The organism is Stygiolobus sp. RP850M, assembly GCF_037389295.1.
Lineage (GTDB): Archaea > Thermoproteota > Thermoprotei_A > Sulfolobales > Sulfolobaceae > Stygiolobus.
On the sequence record NZ_JBBHKU010000062.1, the window covers coordinates 1 to 17,030 of the forward strand.

Annotated in this window: 20 protein-coding genes and 1 pseudogene; 12 read left to right on the forward strand and 9 right to left on the reverse strand. The window is 37.3% G+C overall.

The genetic code is table 11. The features are described 5' to 3' along the window. Positions 1–148 precede the first annotated feature (148 nt). The 8 genes from WIW52_RS08245 to WIW52_RS08280 form a co-directional block, all read right to left on the reverse strand. On the reverse strand, positions 149–772 hold the full coding sequence (locus tag WIW52_RS08245) for a CHAD domain-containing protein (protein ID WP_337709823.1): 624 nt from the start codon (positions 770–772) through the stop codon (positions 149–151). After that, on the reverse strand, positions 769–1,404 hold the full coding sequence (locus WIW52_RS08250; protein ID WP_337709825.1) for a dTMP kinase: 636 nt from the start codon (positions 1,402–1,404) through the stop codon (positions 769–771). Before WIW52_RS08250 ends, WIW52_RS08245 begins: the two co-directional genes overlap by 4 nt. Then, the gene (gene tmk, locus WIW52_RS08255; protein WP_337709827.1) at positions 1,386–2,030 is read right to left on the reverse strand and encodes a dTMP kinase; all 645 of its coding nucleotides are present in this window, start codon (positions 2,028–2,030) and stop codon (positions 1,386–1,388) included. Before tmk ends, WIW52_RS08250 begins: the two co-directional genes overlap by 19 nt. After that, on the reverse strand, positions 2,024–3,280 hold the full coding sequence (locus WIW52_RS08260; protein ID WP_337709829.1) for a Ppx/GppA phosphatase family protein: 1,257 nt from the start codon (positions 3,278–3,280) through the stop codon (positions 2,024–2,026). The genes tmk and WIW52_RS08260 overlap by 7 nt, the downstream gene beginning before the upstream one ends. After that, positions 3,277–3,762 carry a phosphohistidine phosphatase SixA gene (gene sixA, locus WIW52_RS08265; RefSeq protein ID WP_337709830.1) on the reverse strand — a complete coding sequence of 162 codons (486 nt, stop codon included), beginning with the start codon at positions 3,760–3,762 and terminating at the stop codon, positions 3,277–3,279. The genes WIW52_RS08260 and sixA overlap by 4 nt, the downstream gene beginning before the upstream one ends. Positions 3,763–3,951: 189 nt before the next feature. Beyond that, positions 3,952–4,113, reverse strand: a complete 162-nt coding sequence (locus WIW52_RS08270) for a hypothetical protein (RefSeq protein ID WP_337709831.1) — start codon at positions 4,111–4,113, stop codon at positions 3,952–3,954. A 189-nt stretch (positions 4,114–4,302) separates the two neighbouring features. Beyond that, on the reverse strand, positions 4,303–4,488 hold the full coding sequence (locus WIW52_RS08275; protein ID WP_337709832.1) for a hypothetical protein: 186 nt from the start codon (positions 4,486–4,488) through the stop codon (positions 4,303–4,305). A 52-nt stretch (positions 4,489–4,540) separates the two neighbouring features. Further along, entirely contained in the window at positions 4,541–4,765 is a 225-nt protein-coding gene (locus WIW52_RS08280; RefSeq protein ID WP_337702946.1) for a sulfurtransferase TusA family protein, read from the reverse strand. 65 nt (positions 4,766–4,830) lie between these two features. Here WIW52_RS08280 and WIW52_RS08285 point away from each other — a divergent pair, with 65 nt between their 5' ends. The 11 genes from WIW52_RS08285 (at position 4,831) to WIW52_RS08335 (ending at position 14,564) form a co-directional block, all read left to right on the forward strand. Then, a complete protein-coding gene (locus tag WIW52_RS08285) occupies positions 4,831–5,787 on the forward strand; it encodes a sulfurtransferase TusA family protein (protein WP_337709834.1) in 957 nt (318 codons plus the stop codon). A 54-nt stretch (positions 5,788–5,841) separates the two neighbouring features. Further along, the gene (locus WIW52_RS08290) at positions 5,842–6,192 is read left to right on the forward strand and encodes a hypothetical protein (protein ID WP_337702942.1); all 351 of its coding nucleotides are present in this window, start codon (positions 5,842–5,844) and stop codon (positions 6,190–6,192) included. After that, complete coding sequence (locus WIW52_RS08295) at positions 6,189–6,524, forward strand: sulfur reduction protein DsrE (protein WP_337702938.1); 336 nt, start codon at positions 6,189–6,191, stop codon at positions 6,522–6,524. The genes WIW52_RS08290 and WIW52_RS08295 overlap by 4 nt, the downstream gene beginning before the upstream one ends. A 99-nt stretch (positions 6,525–6,623) precedes the next feature. Then, entirely contained in the window at positions 6,624–7,826 is a 1,203-nt protein-coding gene (locus WIW52_RS08300; protein WP_337709835.1) for a YncE family protein, read from the forward strand. A gap of 10 nt (positions 7,827–7,836) precedes the next feature. After that, positions 7,837–8,754 carry a hypothetical protein gene (locus WIW52_RS08305; RefSeq protein WP_337709837.1) on the forward strand — a complete coding sequence of 306 codons (918 nt, stop codon included), beginning with the start codon at positions 7,837–7,839 and terminating at the stop codon, positions 8,752–8,754. Continuing rightward, the gene (locus WIW52_RS08310; protein ID WP_337702933.1) at positions 8,751–9,314 is read left to right on the forward strand and encodes a TQO small subunit DoxD; all 564 of its coding nucleotides are present in this window, start codon (positions 8,751–8,753) and stop codon (positions 9,312–9,314) included. The genes WIW52_RS08305 and WIW52_RS08310 overlap by 4 nt, the downstream gene beginning before the upstream one ends. A 72-nt stretch (positions 9,315–9,386) precedes the next feature. Further along, positions 9,387–9,638 carry a sulfurtransferase TusA family protein gene (locus WIW52_RS08315; RefSeq protein WP_337709839.1) on the forward strand — a complete coding sequence of 84 codons (252 nt, stop codon included), beginning with the start codon at positions 9,387–9,389 and terminating at the stop codon, positions 9,636–9,638. Positions 9,639–9,655: 17 nt separating this feature from the next. After that, positions 9,656–10,879 (forward strand): YeeE/YedE family protein, encoded by a 1,224-nt coding sequence (locus tag WIW52_RS08320; RefSeq protein WP_337702982.1) that lies wholly within the window; start codon positions 9,656–9,658, stop codon positions 10,877–10,879. Between the two features lie 3 nt (positions 10,880–10,882). Then, a complete protein-coding gene (locus WIW52_RS08325) occupies positions 10,883–11,155 on the forward strand; it encodes a hypothetical protein (RefSeq protein ID WP_337709841.1) in 273 nt (90 codons plus the stop codon). Continuing rightward, a complete protein-coding gene (locus WIW52_RS08330; RefSeq protein WP_337709842.1) occupies positions 11,148–11,501 on the forward strand; it encodes a DsrE family protein in 354 nt (117 codons plus the stop codon). Before WIW52_RS08325 ends, WIW52_RS08330 begins: the two co-directional genes overlap by 8 nt. A 153-nt stretch (positions 11,502–11,654) precedes the next feature. Next, the gene (locus tag WIW52_RS08335; RefSeq protein ID WP_337709843.1) at positions 11,655–14,564 is read left to right on the forward strand and encodes a hypothetical protein; all 2,910 of its coding nucleotides are present in this window, start codon (positions 11,655–11,657) and stop codon (positions 14,562–14,564) included. Between the two features lies 1 nt (position 14,565). Here the strand turns inward: WIW52_RS08335 and WIW52_RS08340 are convergent, their stop codons facing one another. Next, positions 14,566–16,275 (reverse strand): hypothetical protein, encoded by a 1,710-nt coding sequence (locus tag WIW52_RS08340; protein WP_337709844.1) that lies wholly within the window; start codon positions 16,273–16,275, stop codon positions 14,566–14,568. A gap of 474 nt (positions 16,276–16,749) precedes the next feature. Here WIW52_RS08340 and WIW52_RS08345 point away from each other — a divergent pair. After that, positions 16,750–17,030 (forward strand): annotated as a pseudogene (locus WIW52_RS08345) (hypothetical protein); the annotation flags it as partial.

The window sequence follows — 17,030 nt, forward strand, 5'->3', positions numbered from 1 at the left end:
CTGTTAACAAGTTTTATCAAGTTTTATCTCACAATAATACAAGCTTTTCTCGATGTTTTTCTATATTTTGTATTGAGGGAAGTTAAAAGCCTGTTGCAACTATTATGAAAAAGACTATATTTTTTTATCTTATACTATTTTCTCCTACTCATTCGAATTTCTTCAAGTGTTGAAATTCATTCCTCATTATTATCTCACGCACTATAGCTTTAGTCTCTTCGACCAGTCTTGGGTCAAAACTCAATTTTTTATTAATAGTAGACGTGCATACCTCCTTTAAGTACTGGTCCCTTATGTCTCCCAATTCCCTACTTATGTCCTTTAGAGGTTTAGGGTCTTCCCCGACACTTTCCGTAAGGTAGTATAGGATTCTAACTTTCTTCCTAAACTCATGGAAGTCTTCTATTAGAATGTGGTTATATATTTCACGTATCTTTTCAAAAACTACTAGCCTACTACCGTATATTTTAGGCAGGTAACAATTAGAAATTTTAGGTAGTATTTTTGTTACTTTTAATGCTAGCAGTTTTCTGTTTATCGGAATACAACCTGATACATCGGCATCTCTTATTCTTCCTAGAATTCTTACGGCTTCTTTAGAGTAGTATATGCAATCCGAGTTATGGTAAAGCCTGCTTAATGTTAAGGATAATGTCAGGTATTTTCTCAAGTAAACTCTGGTATCATGGACTGATTCAGGTGAGGGGTTGAATCTCAGTGCTTTTCTCAAATTATTATTAGCGTAAAACTCTGGTCTCTCTTCAGGTTTCATTTCAGTACTTCCCTCACGTATTTGATGATTTCTTTGTGGGCTTCCTCGTAGTTTCTGTTAGTTTTAACCACTTTCAGTCCGTAAGTTTTTGAGATCTCAAGAAGATATTTTTGGAAAGTCTTAACATGGGTGCGGAAGGATGTGTATAAGTCCTTATTAATGCATAGGTCTATGGAGGAAGCTAAGGGGTCTATCTTACCGTTTTTCATTATAACTCTCCTACTGATAGTACTTACTGGGGCTACAAGTGAAATAGCTAGGTCGGGTTTTATTGCAAACGACAATACGTCACTGATCCAATTCCTATCGAGCCCTCTTGTTAAACCCCATGCCATGAGGGTATATACGTAACCGTCAGCCAGTACAACAAAGCCAGAATTAAGGGCTTCCTTAACGGTGTATTCTATCTGGTCTGCAAGGTCTGTAGCATAAGCAAGGAATAAAGTTATCCTCTGAAAAACGAGGTCTCTCTTAACCGTGCTTAACTTAGTCCCTAACAGCTGGCTCGACTGTAGTCCTATAGTAGTTACTCCGTAACCTTCTTCCTCGAGGTACTTTTTAATACCTTGTAGATGTGAACTCCTACCGGAGCCTTCTACACCCTCTACAGCTATTAAGATTCCTCTTTCCATAAGATCTCACTCACTTTTTCTCTTATTTCTATCTGAATCGATTTAGGATCCCTTTGACCGTCGATTACATAGAAATTCTCTACGGGGGCTAATTTATCGTACACCGAGAGAACAGCACCCTGATATTTAAGAAATCCCTCCTCAGGTTTCAAATCTTGGAAAATGTCGGCTCCTGCCTCGTTCGGTTTTATTTTTCTTCTATTCTCTTTTAACCTTCTCAAAGCCTCTTCAGCTGTAACTCTTACGAAAAAGACTATATCTGGTTTGATCGCGAATGAGTAAAGTTTGGCTACCCAATCTATGCTTAGCCCTCTTACGGAGTCCCTAGCATAAGCGGTGTAAATGTATCTGTCAGAAATTACTACGTAACCAGCTTTATACATAGGCAAAATGTATTTCTCGTATCTATCCGCGAAGTCTGTAGCATGTATTAAGCTGTAAGTTAAAGGAGTAAGTAAGTTCTTCTTTTTAGCTTCTTTTATACTCTCGTGTAACCACTCTGAAGAGTTCCATTCTGTGAGGTAGACCGGAACTCCCTTAGCTTCTAACCAGTCTCTAAGTAGTTTGGCTTGGCTCGACTTACCTGAGCCGTCTATTCCCTCAAACGCTATTATATGCCCTACCATTTTCTCACTCCTAACTCATAAGCCTCATGAAGTTCTTTCACTTTCTTTGCCTTTACGAGGATTGTGTCCTTATCTATTAACTTCTTCACCTTGTTATAGTACTTTTTCTTGAACTTCTTTGCTAAAGCACATAAGGTAGTAATAACGTTAATTTCGTCCGCAGTATATCCAGGTGTAGTGATCTCCCTAAAAACCTTATAACATGCCATGTAGGGATCCAAGAAGTTAGAGGCCTTCATAAGTTGTAAGAGGTAAAAAGCTGTACTTACAGCTACGTCTTTTGTTTCCTTAAGTGCTTCTCTATATGAGTCTACGAACGGTTCTACGTTGAAGTTGTAAGATACTCCTTCTACCCAAAATTCCCTTAGCTTGTCGACATTTTCTATTTCCGACTCCATTAGAATCCCCTCACGTAGTCCGAAGGCTGAAGTCATCACTTTATCTTTCCCCATTATTTCCATGAGCTCTTTAATGACGATTGCAGCTGAGTGAATAGTTAAAGCTCTTTCTTTATCAATTCCCGGTAGTTGTGATCTCTCGCTTATACTCATTGATGGAAGGATCTTAGCATATTTCGCAATTCTTTCATAACTAACAGAGTAACCGTGAATTTGATCCAGTTTTTCTCCTTCAAGTTTTAAATCCATTTTAGCAATGGCCCTCAGATTTCCACCGCTACCAACAAGTATCCCCTTTGATGAGGGCAGGGAAGCTAAGGCAATCCTCACTTCCTTTTTTATTTCCTCGGGGTTTTTGTCCATCATTCTCAGTCCTCCCAAGGGGAACTGGTATACGTCCCTTATCTTTCTCTGAGATACATAGGCTATTTCTAAGGATCCACCCCCTAAATCGAAGATTATTCCATCCTCTATTGGTAAAGTGTTGATTACGGCTAAAGCTGAATACTTACCTTCTTCCTCTCCTGACAGTACGGTTATTGGAAATCCGATAATACTAGATAGCCTGTTTGAGACCTCCGTTCCGTTACTGGCGTAACGAAAGGCACTAGTCCCCAAGATTTTAGCTTCTTTTATCCCTTTTCTATCTAGGAATTCCTTGAATTTACGTAAGGTAATTTCAGCTCTCTTTACGTTCTCCTCAGGTATGGGTTTTCCTTCGCTTACACTTAATCCTAACCTTACGTAATCCTTCAGTGAGGCTGTGAGCCTAAAGGAAAGGTTAGGGAATATAGAATAAAGAGAAAGCCTAAAAGAGTTGTATCCAGCGTCTATCACTGCCTTATAATTCATAGTCTCTTCATTACTTTCTGTGTTAGGAGTATAGTAAGTTTTCCTTTGAAGCTGGCCGGATCTACCTCTACAACTGCTACTCCACCTTTCTTCAGTTCAACTTCACCGCCCGTAACACTCTTTATAAATGTAGACAAGTGTGGCTCGTGCCCTACTAACATAATTACTTGTTCCGCTTGAGAGGAGTTTGTTTCCTTCAACTTTTCAATGATCGTGCTTACATCTTGATCTGGTTCTAATTCTTTAATCGTCTCTATTTTTAAGTCCTCGTCAAGTTCCTCAAGAATGACTTCTGCTGATTGATAAGCCCTTATATACGGACTTGAAAACACTTTATCTATTTTGTAACCCATAATGTCTATGAAATTAGCGACTCTTCTCATCTGTTTTATTCCCTTTTTAATCAACTTTCTATCCTTATCTGGTAAGTTTTCTACCTTCGGTTCGGCTTCTCCGTGTCTTACAATTATTAGATGTAACATATGCGGTTTACTCCACATAGGTTAATAAGTATTTAGACATAATGAATATATAACACTATATAGGCTATGCCGTGATACATAATTTAGGTAACGAGGAAAATTTAGACCGAAAGATATTTACTATTATCCCTTCCGTCAAAATTTTGAAATATAAACTAAATAAGACCGAGAGGAGATAGGTACAAAAAATCAGTGAAAGTATGGATAAGCCACATCGTACTTTCTCCTTCTTAAGCTATTATAGACCTCTGGAAATTCGTTTCTCAAGTATTCCTCAGGTAGTTTACTCAGATCGTATAAAGGTATATTTACCTCCTCTTTCTTTTTTTGAGTCCTTGAAATTCCTAACATTTCCTGATCAACTTATATTTGCTTTGAAATATTTAAAAAGTAATCCGCAAAGTTCAAGTCAGTATTAACATGATATCTGATGTTTTATATTATTCAATTATTTACAGTAAAGTTCGAAAGTTATTGTAAATAATAAAAAATGTTATTATAAATGATAAATGTGAACAATTCGACAAGTTTCAATTTTGACTAGATAAAATGAGCTATTTTCTTGAAACTGAGATAGAAACCTAACCACAATAATAAAGTAATAACACCACCTATGAGTATTAATTCCCTATTAATCCTAATGTAACCTTGCTCGTTAAACATTTCACCAACTAAAAGTGAGGAAATAGAGAAGGACAAACTTAATGATAGTAGAGATATTCTCATATAAATAGGGATATTACTAAACCATTTAAAAACAGAGCTATACAATTGTATACTAGGACATTAGTGTTAATGTTACCTTAAAAACGTCGTTTTCCTTAGCGATATTAACCATACATTTAAACTTTTTTGCTAACGGTATTATATCCCTTTGAACAACGGTTATATCGTCTGTTATTACGGTTAATTCATCCCCTCTATTCATCTTCCTAAGCTTGTTATACACTATCAAATGTGGAACTGAACAGCATAGTCCTATTAAGTTCACCTCTGATTTCATCTTTATCAGTTATTTCGAAATATGAAATTAAAAGTTAATTAACCTAAATATTATAATTATAGTTCATGGAGCTACAATTTAATCGTGCTGACAAATTGCTAGATGTAGAGAAATTTTCAAGGCTTTATATGCTTAAGAATATCAGGAAATTAGACTGGGGCTATGAAGGAGAGCTATCTCTTACCCGTTTTTTAAATTTTAAGTGTTTGATATACGTGAAGGGTAATGAGTTAAATATAGTTGAAAAGAACGGGAAGTTCACTATCATGGTATTAGTAAGTCAAAATAAAGTGAACGTAGATATACGCACATCCAATGTTCTAATTAGAGAAACTCTTAAACTGAGGTTAGAAAAGAATTTTGAGAAATATAAGGATATTGTTAAGGTAGTCAAGGACGAGAAGCCAAGCAAGAGTAAGAGGGTCGTATTTATGAAAAGCGTAGGCGATTATATTCTCGACTTGAGAGGTTTAGTGTGCCCCGTTCCGGAAATAGAGGTGAAGAAAAAACTGATGGAACTGAGGATTGGGGAAAGCCTGGAGGTACTAGTAGACAACCCTGCTGCGGTAGAAATAACTTTTCCTGAAGTTGCCAAGTTATTCCGCTGTAGGTATGAAGTGTTCAATATGGGTGATTACGTTTCCTTCGTGTTTTACAAACTTTCGGCGACTCCGACTAGAACAGAATATGTTGAAGCAATTGAGAACAAAGACTTAAAGAAAATTAAGGAATATTTCAGAGAGGGAGAGTTTAGAGCTTTCCTATATTTTTACTTCAGTAAAATTGAGAAAAGTATTACGTCTAATGGTATAAGAAGGGATCAACTAAAAAAGGACGTACTCGGTTTAATTACGGCTGCCCCAATAGGAAGGGGATGGCTACTAACTGCCCTTGTTGATAAAGACGGATTGATTGCCTTAAGGCTCGATACAGACGAAGGAGTATGCTTTGATGAAGAAGCTTTAGCCAGGCTCCCGAAAGAAGGTATGGTAAATATATTTTATTTATCTCACAATAATTAGAAATTAGATTTATAAATAAGAAAATTTTTAAAAAACGCACGCTAAAAGTTTTTTATGTTAAAGAAAGACGAATGCGGCTGTGTTGTAGAAAGGAAGTTTGCGTCAGACTACTTAGTTAAAAGATTATATAATTCTAGTAAGGGAAAAGAGATCTGCAATGTCAAGATTGACAGCTCACGATGGTTCAAGCTCTACCGTAATTCTGAGGGAATAATAACTTACAAATCCTCAGAATGCCCTATAGTAGTTATCTGTTTAGAAGCACTTTGTGAAGCTTACGAAGACAACAAAAAGTTCTTGTCTTATGAAAAAGCTATAGAAAAGCTCAGGAGCATAAAGGGATTTCAAATTAACCAAATCTCTGACGTAATTGCAAAGGAGTTCTCGGAGTGTTTAAAGATATGACCAAGAATGTAGCTTATATCGTAGAGTCTAACTTAGGTTCTTACATACTGGGCAACATGATAGTGCCCCAACTGGAAGAAGACAGACATGGTGTGAACGTTGTTGGGATGTTTTTCATTCATGATAATGTTTACCTTTTGATGGAAGGGAACCCTCTGGCTGAAAGACTAGAGAAACTAAGCAAGGAGAAGGGGATTTATCTTCAAGTATGTGATCAGTGCGTTTATATGAGGAACTTAGCTGATAAAATCATCAAAGTTGCAAAGATAGGCTGCTTCCCGGACTTCTATAAAGCGGTCGTCCACAAAGTTGATCTAATTATAACTATTTAACTTTTTTTTTTTTTTTCGTAAATTTTTTAAATGATGTATAAAGGGTTTATAAATCAATAATTCTTTTATTTTTTAGTAACGAGGAATACATGATAAGATATGTCCTATAAAATATGGTTGTTAGCTGGATTCTTGATAATTATATTGATTGGTGTAGGTGCAGCCTATATAATGATGAAAAGTTCGACAAGTTCATCACCATCATCTGTCTCAACTCCAGTGGTCTCTACGTCGACAAGCTCCTCATCGACAGCTAATAACAACTTCTACTTCTTGGTCTTTACGCAAAAGGGACTCTCACAAGTGATCAACCCGTTCTCGACGTCTGCCCAGTTCTTAGGATTCCAGCATGTAGTTAACATTTCCGTTAACTTACCACAACAAGTCTATTATTGGGTAGAGGTTCCAGCTATGCAAATGTTCGACGGCAAGTATATATTTGCACCCGTAAATAACGGGTCAGTATATGTTGTAGACTCATCTACCATGAAAGTCGTCAAAAATTTCTCAGTTGGAAATAAGGTAGGATTTATAGGAGTGGCTATATCTCCTAACGGTCAGTACGCTGCAATAGCTGATGGTCCTTCTGGAGTTGTTGAAGTTATAAACTTAAGCAATTTACAAGTAGTATGGAAAGACCAATTCTTATCCCCAACCGGTAGAACATATTATCCATGTGATGTGAGGTGGGCTCCCAACGGGCAATATTTGATAGTACCTATGAAATTCAACAATAGTGTCGACACAATAAATGCAATGACCGGTAAAGTGATGAATGTGCTAACTACATCCCCTGGGTCTCAACCTTATATGGTAAGTCCAAATATGCAGGGCACAATGGTAGCCGTAGAATTCGCTGGAAATAACTCAGTAGGTTTCTATTCCTTACCTAACTTACAATATATGGGAATGGTAGCAATGCCTAGCGGTGTAACCCCTCAGAGGGGAACGTTCACTCCGGATGGTAAGTATTATTTAGAGGCGCCAATTAATAAAAACGAAGTTGTGGTCATATCCACTTCGTCTTTCAGTATCGTTAATACCATATCCCTACCTAGCATATCTCCTCAAGGTTTAGCTGATATTGGTATTACTCCCGGAGGGAGTTATGCTTATGTCGTAATTCACGGCTCTGTGAGTAGCGGAGGCATGATCGTCTTGATAAGCTTGAACACTATGAGCATAGCTTATGAAGTCCCGTTGACTACTGCTCCAGCATTTGTATTGCCCATAAGTGAATCTACTGGAGGCTATTTAGTAGATAACGTGATGTTGCCACCTATTACGGGTCTTCACTGTTGAGGGATGTACAGTGTCGCTAAAAATAAATCCTTTTTTCTATGTCTTTATATTTTTCAACTCCACAGTATTCCTGCCCATAGTAGTAAATGGTTTAAGAATATACCTTTTATGGTACTCCCCGCTAGCTGATACGGGGCAGGTAACTTTTTTAGACCCATTCTTATTGTTTGCATGCCTTTACATAGTCGTAACTACGGGTCTAGGTTATTATATCTACAAGTTGAAAAAAGGGAGATTCATTCTGGTCTCAGGACCTATGAGGATGAGGAGCGTGATTAAAGCCACTCTTAAAGACAAAGTGGGAAGGTACTTAGTCTTGTCTTTTGGTATATCTTATTTCCTTTCCTATCTCATAGTGTCTGGCTTGTGGTTGATACCTAACGTTAACGTAAGTTCTTACTTCTTATGCCTTACAGTAATCACATATCAAGGTAGTGGTATCCCAGTTTTCCAATTACCCCTTCTTGGTTATTTCGTTATCAACACATGGATGCTTCTGCTGGGTATCATCAACGACATAGTCCTCTCAATTGCACTTATGCTCGGATATTATATTATGTCGTTGATTTACGTATCACTAAATGCCTTCGAATGGAAGATACCTAATAGCTTCAGGTTAGCGGCCACAAACACTGTCGGGGGCTTTCTTACTGCATCTGTTCCTACTCTCGGTACCATAGCAGGAGTGTGTTGTTTAACTCCTACTGCGGTGAATTCCTTACTTTTCCTCCTATCCTCATCCTACCCTGCAGTAACTAAGGGCATTATGTGGAAGTACGGGACTTTCATTTTGGGAACCTGGACGGGAGGCATTCTTCAAGCGGTGCTCCTAAGTTCTCCAGTCATAGTCGGATTGGTGTTGATTGGTATTAGTGCGTATGAGGTTTACAGGATATCTCATTTAATTGTAAGTAGGGTGAGATTATGACTAGGAGAATAAGAAGGGAAGAGAAGGTATCTACTCGTTATAACAACCTATTCCCGATACTAACTAGATTAGGACTAGCAACTACGTGGATATATGCTGGTGTATTCATGAAGCTTTTGAACCCAGGTTATCTTAACCCTGCTTCTACATCTTATGTTGGGGTTACAATTCAAGTCTTACTGCAAGGTCCTTTAATGAGGGGATTCCTCGAATCTGTGGTCTTACCCCACGTTTATCTGGTTGGAATCCTTGTAATGATCGCAGAAATATGTTTCGGCGTGCTCACCCTCACTGGGACAATGTCAAGGTTTGTTAATACTGTGGCTTTTTATCTAAACTTGATATATTTCCTCTCTGCATATTGGGCTGATGCTGAAGAGTATGGAATAAACCTTCTCATGATGATTCTAGACCTTTACATTGTGTTTAACGGCGTTGCCGGTCCTTCAGTAGACTCATTGATAGGTAAGAAGTGGGAGAAGATAAACGATTGGAAGATTTGGTTCTTTATCGGCTCTATTTTCTATCTTGCAGTAGTTATTTACCTTTATATCACATAAAATAATTAAAAGGTTTATAAATGAATTATTTTTTTATGCGTTAATTTCAATTAGTTATTTGAGGTTTAAACTATGAGTGAGGAATTAAAGACGAAAAATCCAGATGTAGTGATCGACGTAAGGGGGGAGTCATGCCCAGTACCGGAAATGGAGGCGAGTAAGAAGCTTAAGAAGATGAAGATAGGAGAGGTATTAGAAGTGCTGACAGACCACCAGCCCGCAGTTGACGTCACTCTCCCTTCGCTCGCAAAGAATTTAGGATACCCGTTTACCGTCATTAAGGACGGTGATACATACAAGGTAAGGATATTAAAGGTGAAGTAAAAGTGGCAAACCCTCCAATGGTGTTGAGCCCAGTTTTTTCAGAAAGCTGGGCTGAAGTTTATGCATTTTTTGCACTTGGTGGTTTTATTTTAGGTTGGGTCGCCCAAAGGGGCAACTACTGTTTTGTTAACGCTATGACATCTATTTTTACAACTAGAAGTTTTGAAAGATTCGGGGCACTTCTTATACTTTTCGGACTTTCGGCCTTAGGTTGTGGTTTGCTCGTCGCTTTCGGAGTCATTCCCGCTGTTGATCAATATTACTTCAACTACTTTGCAGGGTGGTACATACTCGTAGGCTCGTTCATATTTGGTTTTGGTGCGGCATTAGCCGGAGGATGCAATCTATCAATGTTGTATAGAGCTGCTAGCGGTTACGTGCAAAATTGGATAGAGTTATTCGGAATGATGATAGGCACTTACGTTTTCGCCGTAGGTATCTGGCCCTTCCAACAATATACCATGGAGAAAGGTATATTCTCCACAACTATGGGGGGTTACGTAGAGTACTTACCTTACGATATATTTCATTCTGTCTCTCCCATGGCGATCTATATAACTACTTTGATGTTAGGATTACCTTTAGTTCTCCTCGGCATATATCTTCAGCAGTACACTAAAAAGAAGTGGTTAGCTAACTTGAGAATTGCACCTCAGGGATTACCTATTTCAATGACTATTAGTCCTCAAGGTCAAGTACTAGGAGAGGAAAAGACTAAAACTAGCTGGAAGAAAGAGGTAAAGGACTTATTACTTCTTAAGAAACCTTACGGAACTAATTTAGCTACTGTTTTACTTGCGTTAGATATAATTTTAGTATATATCGCTGGTGCAGGCTATACGTTCAACTATCTAGTCATAACTTCCTCTGATGGAGGAAGGTTCTTCGAGTATATTCTAATGCTCTTCGGTGTCAACTTATTCACTAATACACCGTGGTTTAACGATTCATTACCTATCGTAGATCCGAGCACACTAATGGTAATAATGTTATGTGTTGGTGCTTTTACAGCCTCATTCCTTAGTGGGGACTTTAAGATTAGAATACCTAGAGAAAAGAAGAGATTACTGATAGGGTTCTTGGGAGGGATGTTAGTGGGAATAGGAGTTAGAGTGGCTTTAGGCTGCAACGTGGGATTGATGTGGACTAACTTCGCCCAGTTAGGTTACGACGGCATAATATTCTTGTTCGGAATGTTGGGAGGAATTTACTTAGCCGTGAAAGTTCAAGAGAGGTTGTGAGCTATGTTGGAGTCAAGATATCTTAGAAGATTATTAGCTCCCCTTATACTTTCCTTTTTTGCGATAGGCTGGTACAAGTTCAGTGAAAGCACTTTAGCCAATGCAAATCAGATAGCGTTGAACACGGCTAATTTTGCAGTATACGTTCAGCAAACACAGTATGATGGATACTTGACGGCCACAAGATACATATGCTACGTGGTCGTGTATGTCGGTCTAGCTCTATTCTGGTACAACCTTGTAAAAATAGTGGAGGCGAAGGAGAGAAATGGTTGACGTAGCTATTATGATGGTATCGGGAGACCACGAGAAGATGTACATGGGTATAGTGACGGCGATAGGTTATGCTGCGAGTGGAAATAAGATCTACATGTTCTTCACTATGGACGCATTAAAGGCACTCACTGAAGAGAACGAGAAAATAAGTCTACCTAACACTAAACCGTTGAAATACTATGTGGAGAATTTAATGGATATGGCTGGAGAAGACTTAGAAATTGTTGCTTGCGAGCTTGGAATGAAGGTTAAGGGTATTGAGAAACTCGCTTACCCGGTGAAAATAAGTGGTGTATCGGAGTTCGCTCTAAAAAGTAGTGAAGCGAAAATTGTCCTCGTTTTCTAAGTCTTTTTTCTTTTCCGCATCACGTACTGTTTTTGGCTAACTATTATATACCAACGTCACTTTGTTTATATTGATATGAAAAAAATTACGTCTATCTCTCATTTGGAACGATTCCTTTCAAAGAGACTAATGTTCATCTCAATGCCCCCGCTCATGGAACCCTTGTTTAAGAAGGTAACTAATGACAGAATAGTATTTGTACCAACCAAATTTAGTAGTAAGGATGAGCTTGAAAATTACTCCAAAGAAGTTAGGAGTAAAAAGGAAGGCATAATACTAGGTAGAGGTTACGTAATAGACCTTATAAGAGGTAAAGTTAAACTGGGTGAGGGTTCGACAACTTTAACCGGTAACGTACTAATATTTGGTTATAAGAAAGCGTTAAAGATTCTAGATAAACACAAGGTTTCGGATAAGGTAAAAGTCTTAGAATATTCTTCTCTCCCTTTCGATAATTGTGTAACTTATGTGCCTTCTTTAATCGCAGAGGCAATAAGGCTTCAGGAAAGGGGTAAACTTAATGACCAAATTAAAGTGTTAAATAAGTTTAAGCTACTACTCTACAAAAAACCGACATCAAAGGATCCGATCGACGCTCTAAAGGAGTCTTATAGGGGAACCAACTTAAAAGAAGACTGGGAAAAGTTAACCCCCAAGTGGAAGGAGGTTATACACTATTACTTAGACTCCTCTCTTGGTCTTTTACCCGGGGAGAGCGAGAGAGCTTTAGAGAATTTATCAGATTATTCCTCTGGCTATGACATGGAGCTTTCAAGTCCTAAATATCCAGAGTTTGTGGATTTATTAGATCTAAGTTTAAGGAATCTACTGAACGGGAAAAACGTTTACGTCATAGGTAGTTTGAGGTCGGGTAAGTCAACTTTCGCATCTCTACTTGCAAAAAGGTTTGAGGAACTCGGGTTCAAGGTTAAGATAGTGGATTATCACGGTATTTCCCAGGATTATAAATATATTGAGAAGTTAGCAGAAGAACTAAACGATAAAGAACCGTTGATTGGAGTTTTGACCTATGATCTATACCGTGTAATTCGCCCAAAAAAGGGGTTAATGGTAAAGCCAGGCAGTAGAGTGATATTCTCGCTTACTGAAAGAAAAGATTTAGCAGTAAAGATAGATAAGGGAGTATACGATGTTCCTCTCAGTTTCCTATTAACTTCCGAGAACGTGGACTTTGACGATTACTTTTTCGATTATATGTTTAACGTGATATTTGATGCTGACCCTAACAAAGTCTTGTGGTATTTACCGCTACTGAAACTTGCTAAAGACTATGGTCTGCCGATACCTAGGATGTTAGGTAGAATTTCCTTAGAGATTAACGGAAGGAAACTTGATAATGAAAAAGATCTAATATTGAAGTGGTTTTCTGTAGCAAACAGAGATATAAAGATAAAGATTTCAGAAGAATATGGAACAGATCTCATAGACACGATAGATGCAAATAAAATAAAGAAAGTCCTCAAAGAAGAAATAATTAAAGTATTAAAACCTGAAAACTCTCTGTCTCTGATTGAGTTATATTATTACTCTCTTATGGATTTTGACTTCCTACAAGTACCGAATATTGGAGAACTTAGGGACTATCTTATCTCAGGGAAAAGAGTAAATAGGATGGTTAAGGAAATTCTGGAAGAATTATTACCTAATTTGATAGAAAATTCCTCGCAAAGAGTAGAAGAAATCTGTATGTCTCTAAGAACTAGAATCTCAACTTTTAAGAATACGTCACAAATAGACAAGGAGAAAATGAATGAGATTATAGAAGATACATTGCTAGCTCCGTATAAGCTCGTCTCTGAAATAAAGCTGGTTTTGAGTAGTAAACAATCACCACCGGATTGTGTTGAGACTGCAATACAAATAACGGTTTCAGCGGTAAAAGGCGGTAGAACCGAGTGGGTTAAGAGTGTAATACCCGACCTGATAAAGAGGGCAAAAGAGAACACGGTTTTTGCAAGACTCTTCTCCATCATAGCATACTATTACCTTATGAATGAAGAAGATGAAAGACTAGAAGAAGAAATAGAAAGGTTACAAGATGCATATTCAATATTTCCTAAATCTTTAATTAAATATAAGAGAGGAGAACTAGCACATTTGGAAGTTCAAGATCCCTTGTGGGCCACGATCTTATTTGGAAGTCTTGCGGATTACGCACTGTCAAGCAAGGATCTAATAAAGTTTGCTTTTCTATATGAAAAATTTAGGCGGTCAGCTACAAAAGTGAAAGAGATACCACTGAATAAGGATGAAGCTTTACTTCTCTCAGACTTTTTAATGACTATACCAACAACTAACTCATCGTTAATCTACAAAGAGCTTGCCTTATTGAAGAAGAGATTAGACGCCGGAATTGGATATACATTACTACTTACACACCCTAAGACTGAGTCTGTGAGGACTACAATCGAACTAGTGGAAAAACTGAGTAATGACTGGTTTTCTGAAGTCTGGAAAAGAGTAAAGGAAGGTGATTATACGGATGAGGATTGTATGGATTTAATTAAGATGTACCAGCTTAAGTTAATGAAGAGCTTGGCTAATGGAGAGAAGTATGAGTATAAGACTATATTACAAGATGTTATGGATTTAAAGAATATATGTAATCAAGTAAAAAGCTCGGATATAAAGGGTGCAATAGATATAATTACTAATCTTTCTGGTGTTATACTTAACGACCGTCAGGAGGAGTTAATCATTTCGGGGACTTCCTTAGATCTCGCGATATATATTGGTAGTCTAATACTTTTAGGCCGTAAGGATAAACAATATTTCTTTAACATTATAGCAAAACAAATCGAAGAAAGACATCCTCCAGACTCACTGGAAGTTCTTCTAGTGCAATTAATCGATGCCTTAATTAATGAAGATAAAAAGCGGCTGGAACAGAAAATAGAGAAAATGAAGGATAACTACTACTCTGCCATGTTGGAGGTCCTTGTTAAAGTATTAACAGACAAGAGAAGGGCTGTACTGGGGTTGATCCCGTATATAGGTATGTGGCACATTACGGGTAGTAGACCAAGAGGCTTACTTTATTAATTTACTTTTTTCTCGCTACAAGTAAAGCTATAACTATTGCGGTAATTACTACTATAATTATTTCGACGGGGTACATAGGCGGTATAGAAAGTTGCTTTGAAGAATTCGCAGATTTGGTGGGTATGATAGTTGATGTGCTGGGTGTCGTACTATCTGTGACCGTCTGGGAATAAGTTGTCGAAGACGTCGTGGACTGATGAGAGGTGGTTGTTGGAATACTAGTTGTCGTATTTGATGGAATTACAGTAGTAGTGGTAATTGAAGTAGTTACTTCCTTATAAACTAGGATGTGGATTATGATGCTCTCGTTGATAGATCCTAGAGAATTTTGAGCCTCCACTGTAATATAAGCAGTTTCATTCTTAGTAAAGTTAAGGTAATAAATGTTATCCGTTGTAGAGCCTAAAAGCGTACCATTCACGTAAACTGAATACGTTGATGGAACGCTTTCCGACCAATATAATGTCACTATAGTATATCCGTTGTAATGCTCTTGATTTGAATGAATTGAGAAAGGCTGAGGTATTCCTCCAATATATACCAAGGTCGGGCTTGATGTTAACTGATAAGTAGGTGGGAATATCGAGGCTAAGTAACCGTCGACCTTTACCGTAAAAAGGTATATAGTGGTGTTTCCTACTAATACTTCACCTATACTGAGAGAAATACTGGGGGCTGTAGTGGAACCGCTATTGAAATAGACTGTGGACCAGTCGGATAGTTTAAAGACATAATTATAATAAGTATACTGAGTCTGACTATTTCTATACACTGAGCTAACTGCGACCAAACCATTATAATAACTTACTGTTGCAGTACCTGGTACTTGCTTTACATTATAAATACTGTCGTTTAATACGTTATATTCAGCTATGTAAGAATAACTATTAGAGGAGAAGTCAATTAAGAATGTATGGTTGTTAACTCTTTGGAAGGAAGTTGGCTCTATATCTTTGTAATTAGGAACGTGAGTTAAAGCCTTAGTAGATAAGTTATATATAAAGAGTTGTTCAGTAGGTAATGATACTGAGGATATTGAACCACTACTTAGTTGTAGGAGGGATAACTTACTAGTTGAATTAGCAATAGCTATTATGTCACTGGAGAGAACACATATTAAGATTACATTATTCACTGGGATAGTGTTATTGTAAATTATTTGATGTGAGGGTGAAATCACGATCAAGTAAGGCGTTGAGGAGGAAATGTTAGGGTACCATATAGCGTATATATATCCTTTGTATAACGAGAAAGCTTCGGTGAAACCGTAATCTATGATCAGATCAAGATTTCCCCAAATCCCGTTGCTGTAATCCACTGAGGCTAAATACGCGTATTTAATATCTGGTGATGATGGGTTAATTGAGGTTATATTAGGAGCGTAAATAAAGTAGACGGTGTCATTTAAAACGTACGGTTTGGATACAACCATTCCTTCAGGAGGGGAATATGAAGGGATACCGTAACCACTCAGGTAGGTTGAGATAGAGCTAATAGAATACGAACCTGACAAACTAGCACTCCCGCTTACTTCTATAACTAAGTAAAATATACTATTTCCGCTAACGCTTTGTTGAGACGCGTCTATAAAATCGGCAGTTAATGCAGCTGATATCTGAGCTTCTGATTTAATACTCATAGATATTAAGAGCAGTACCAGCAAAAAGACAGTAGAAAACACTATTCTAGCATTACATAAGTGGGTTCCCATTAAGTGCTTTAAACCGTTTTTATGTAAAAAGGTTTATTGTATAATCTGGCTGAAAAATTTTTAAGATTAGCCGTATTAAGGGAGTAGGATGTTGAAGATAATTTACTTATATCCCGTAATTGTATGAAAATTATATAATTAGAAACCTAGAATTTTAGATATCTATCAAATAATTGCTTTAACAACTCCTAAATCTTTAATGATAATTTCACTCATATCGTAGTGTTCGTTAATTGTTTACCAGCTTAGGTTATGTTTGTTTCATGAATTCTACATATTGATCATTAAGTTTAAGAAAATTTTCTCTGTTAATATATGTATACCATAGAAATTTATAATTTCGTATTCATATGCCAGTAATTAAATGAAAGTGAAAATTACATATGATAACGGTAAGGAAGAGGAAATAGAGTTAAGTAAAATTGAGGTAATAAAAAATGAAAATAAAATGAAAATTATGCTCACTACAAATTTGTGAGAACAGAAGAACCAATTACAATAATTCACGTTTATGTTCCTACAGATGAGAGACCTACAGTGAAGCCGATCAACGTAGAAGATGAGATCAGAAGTAAGGTCGTAACTATCACTAGGTATAAAAACGTAGCTGATGAGCTCATATCTAAGGCTAAAATAGCTCCTTTGCTGCCATCCAGAAGTCAATGCGTCTTCTGCGGTGATACAGCTACTAATCAATATAACAATAAACCAGTATGCTCTTCATGTTTTTCTTATTTAGTTAAGTACGGTGAAAA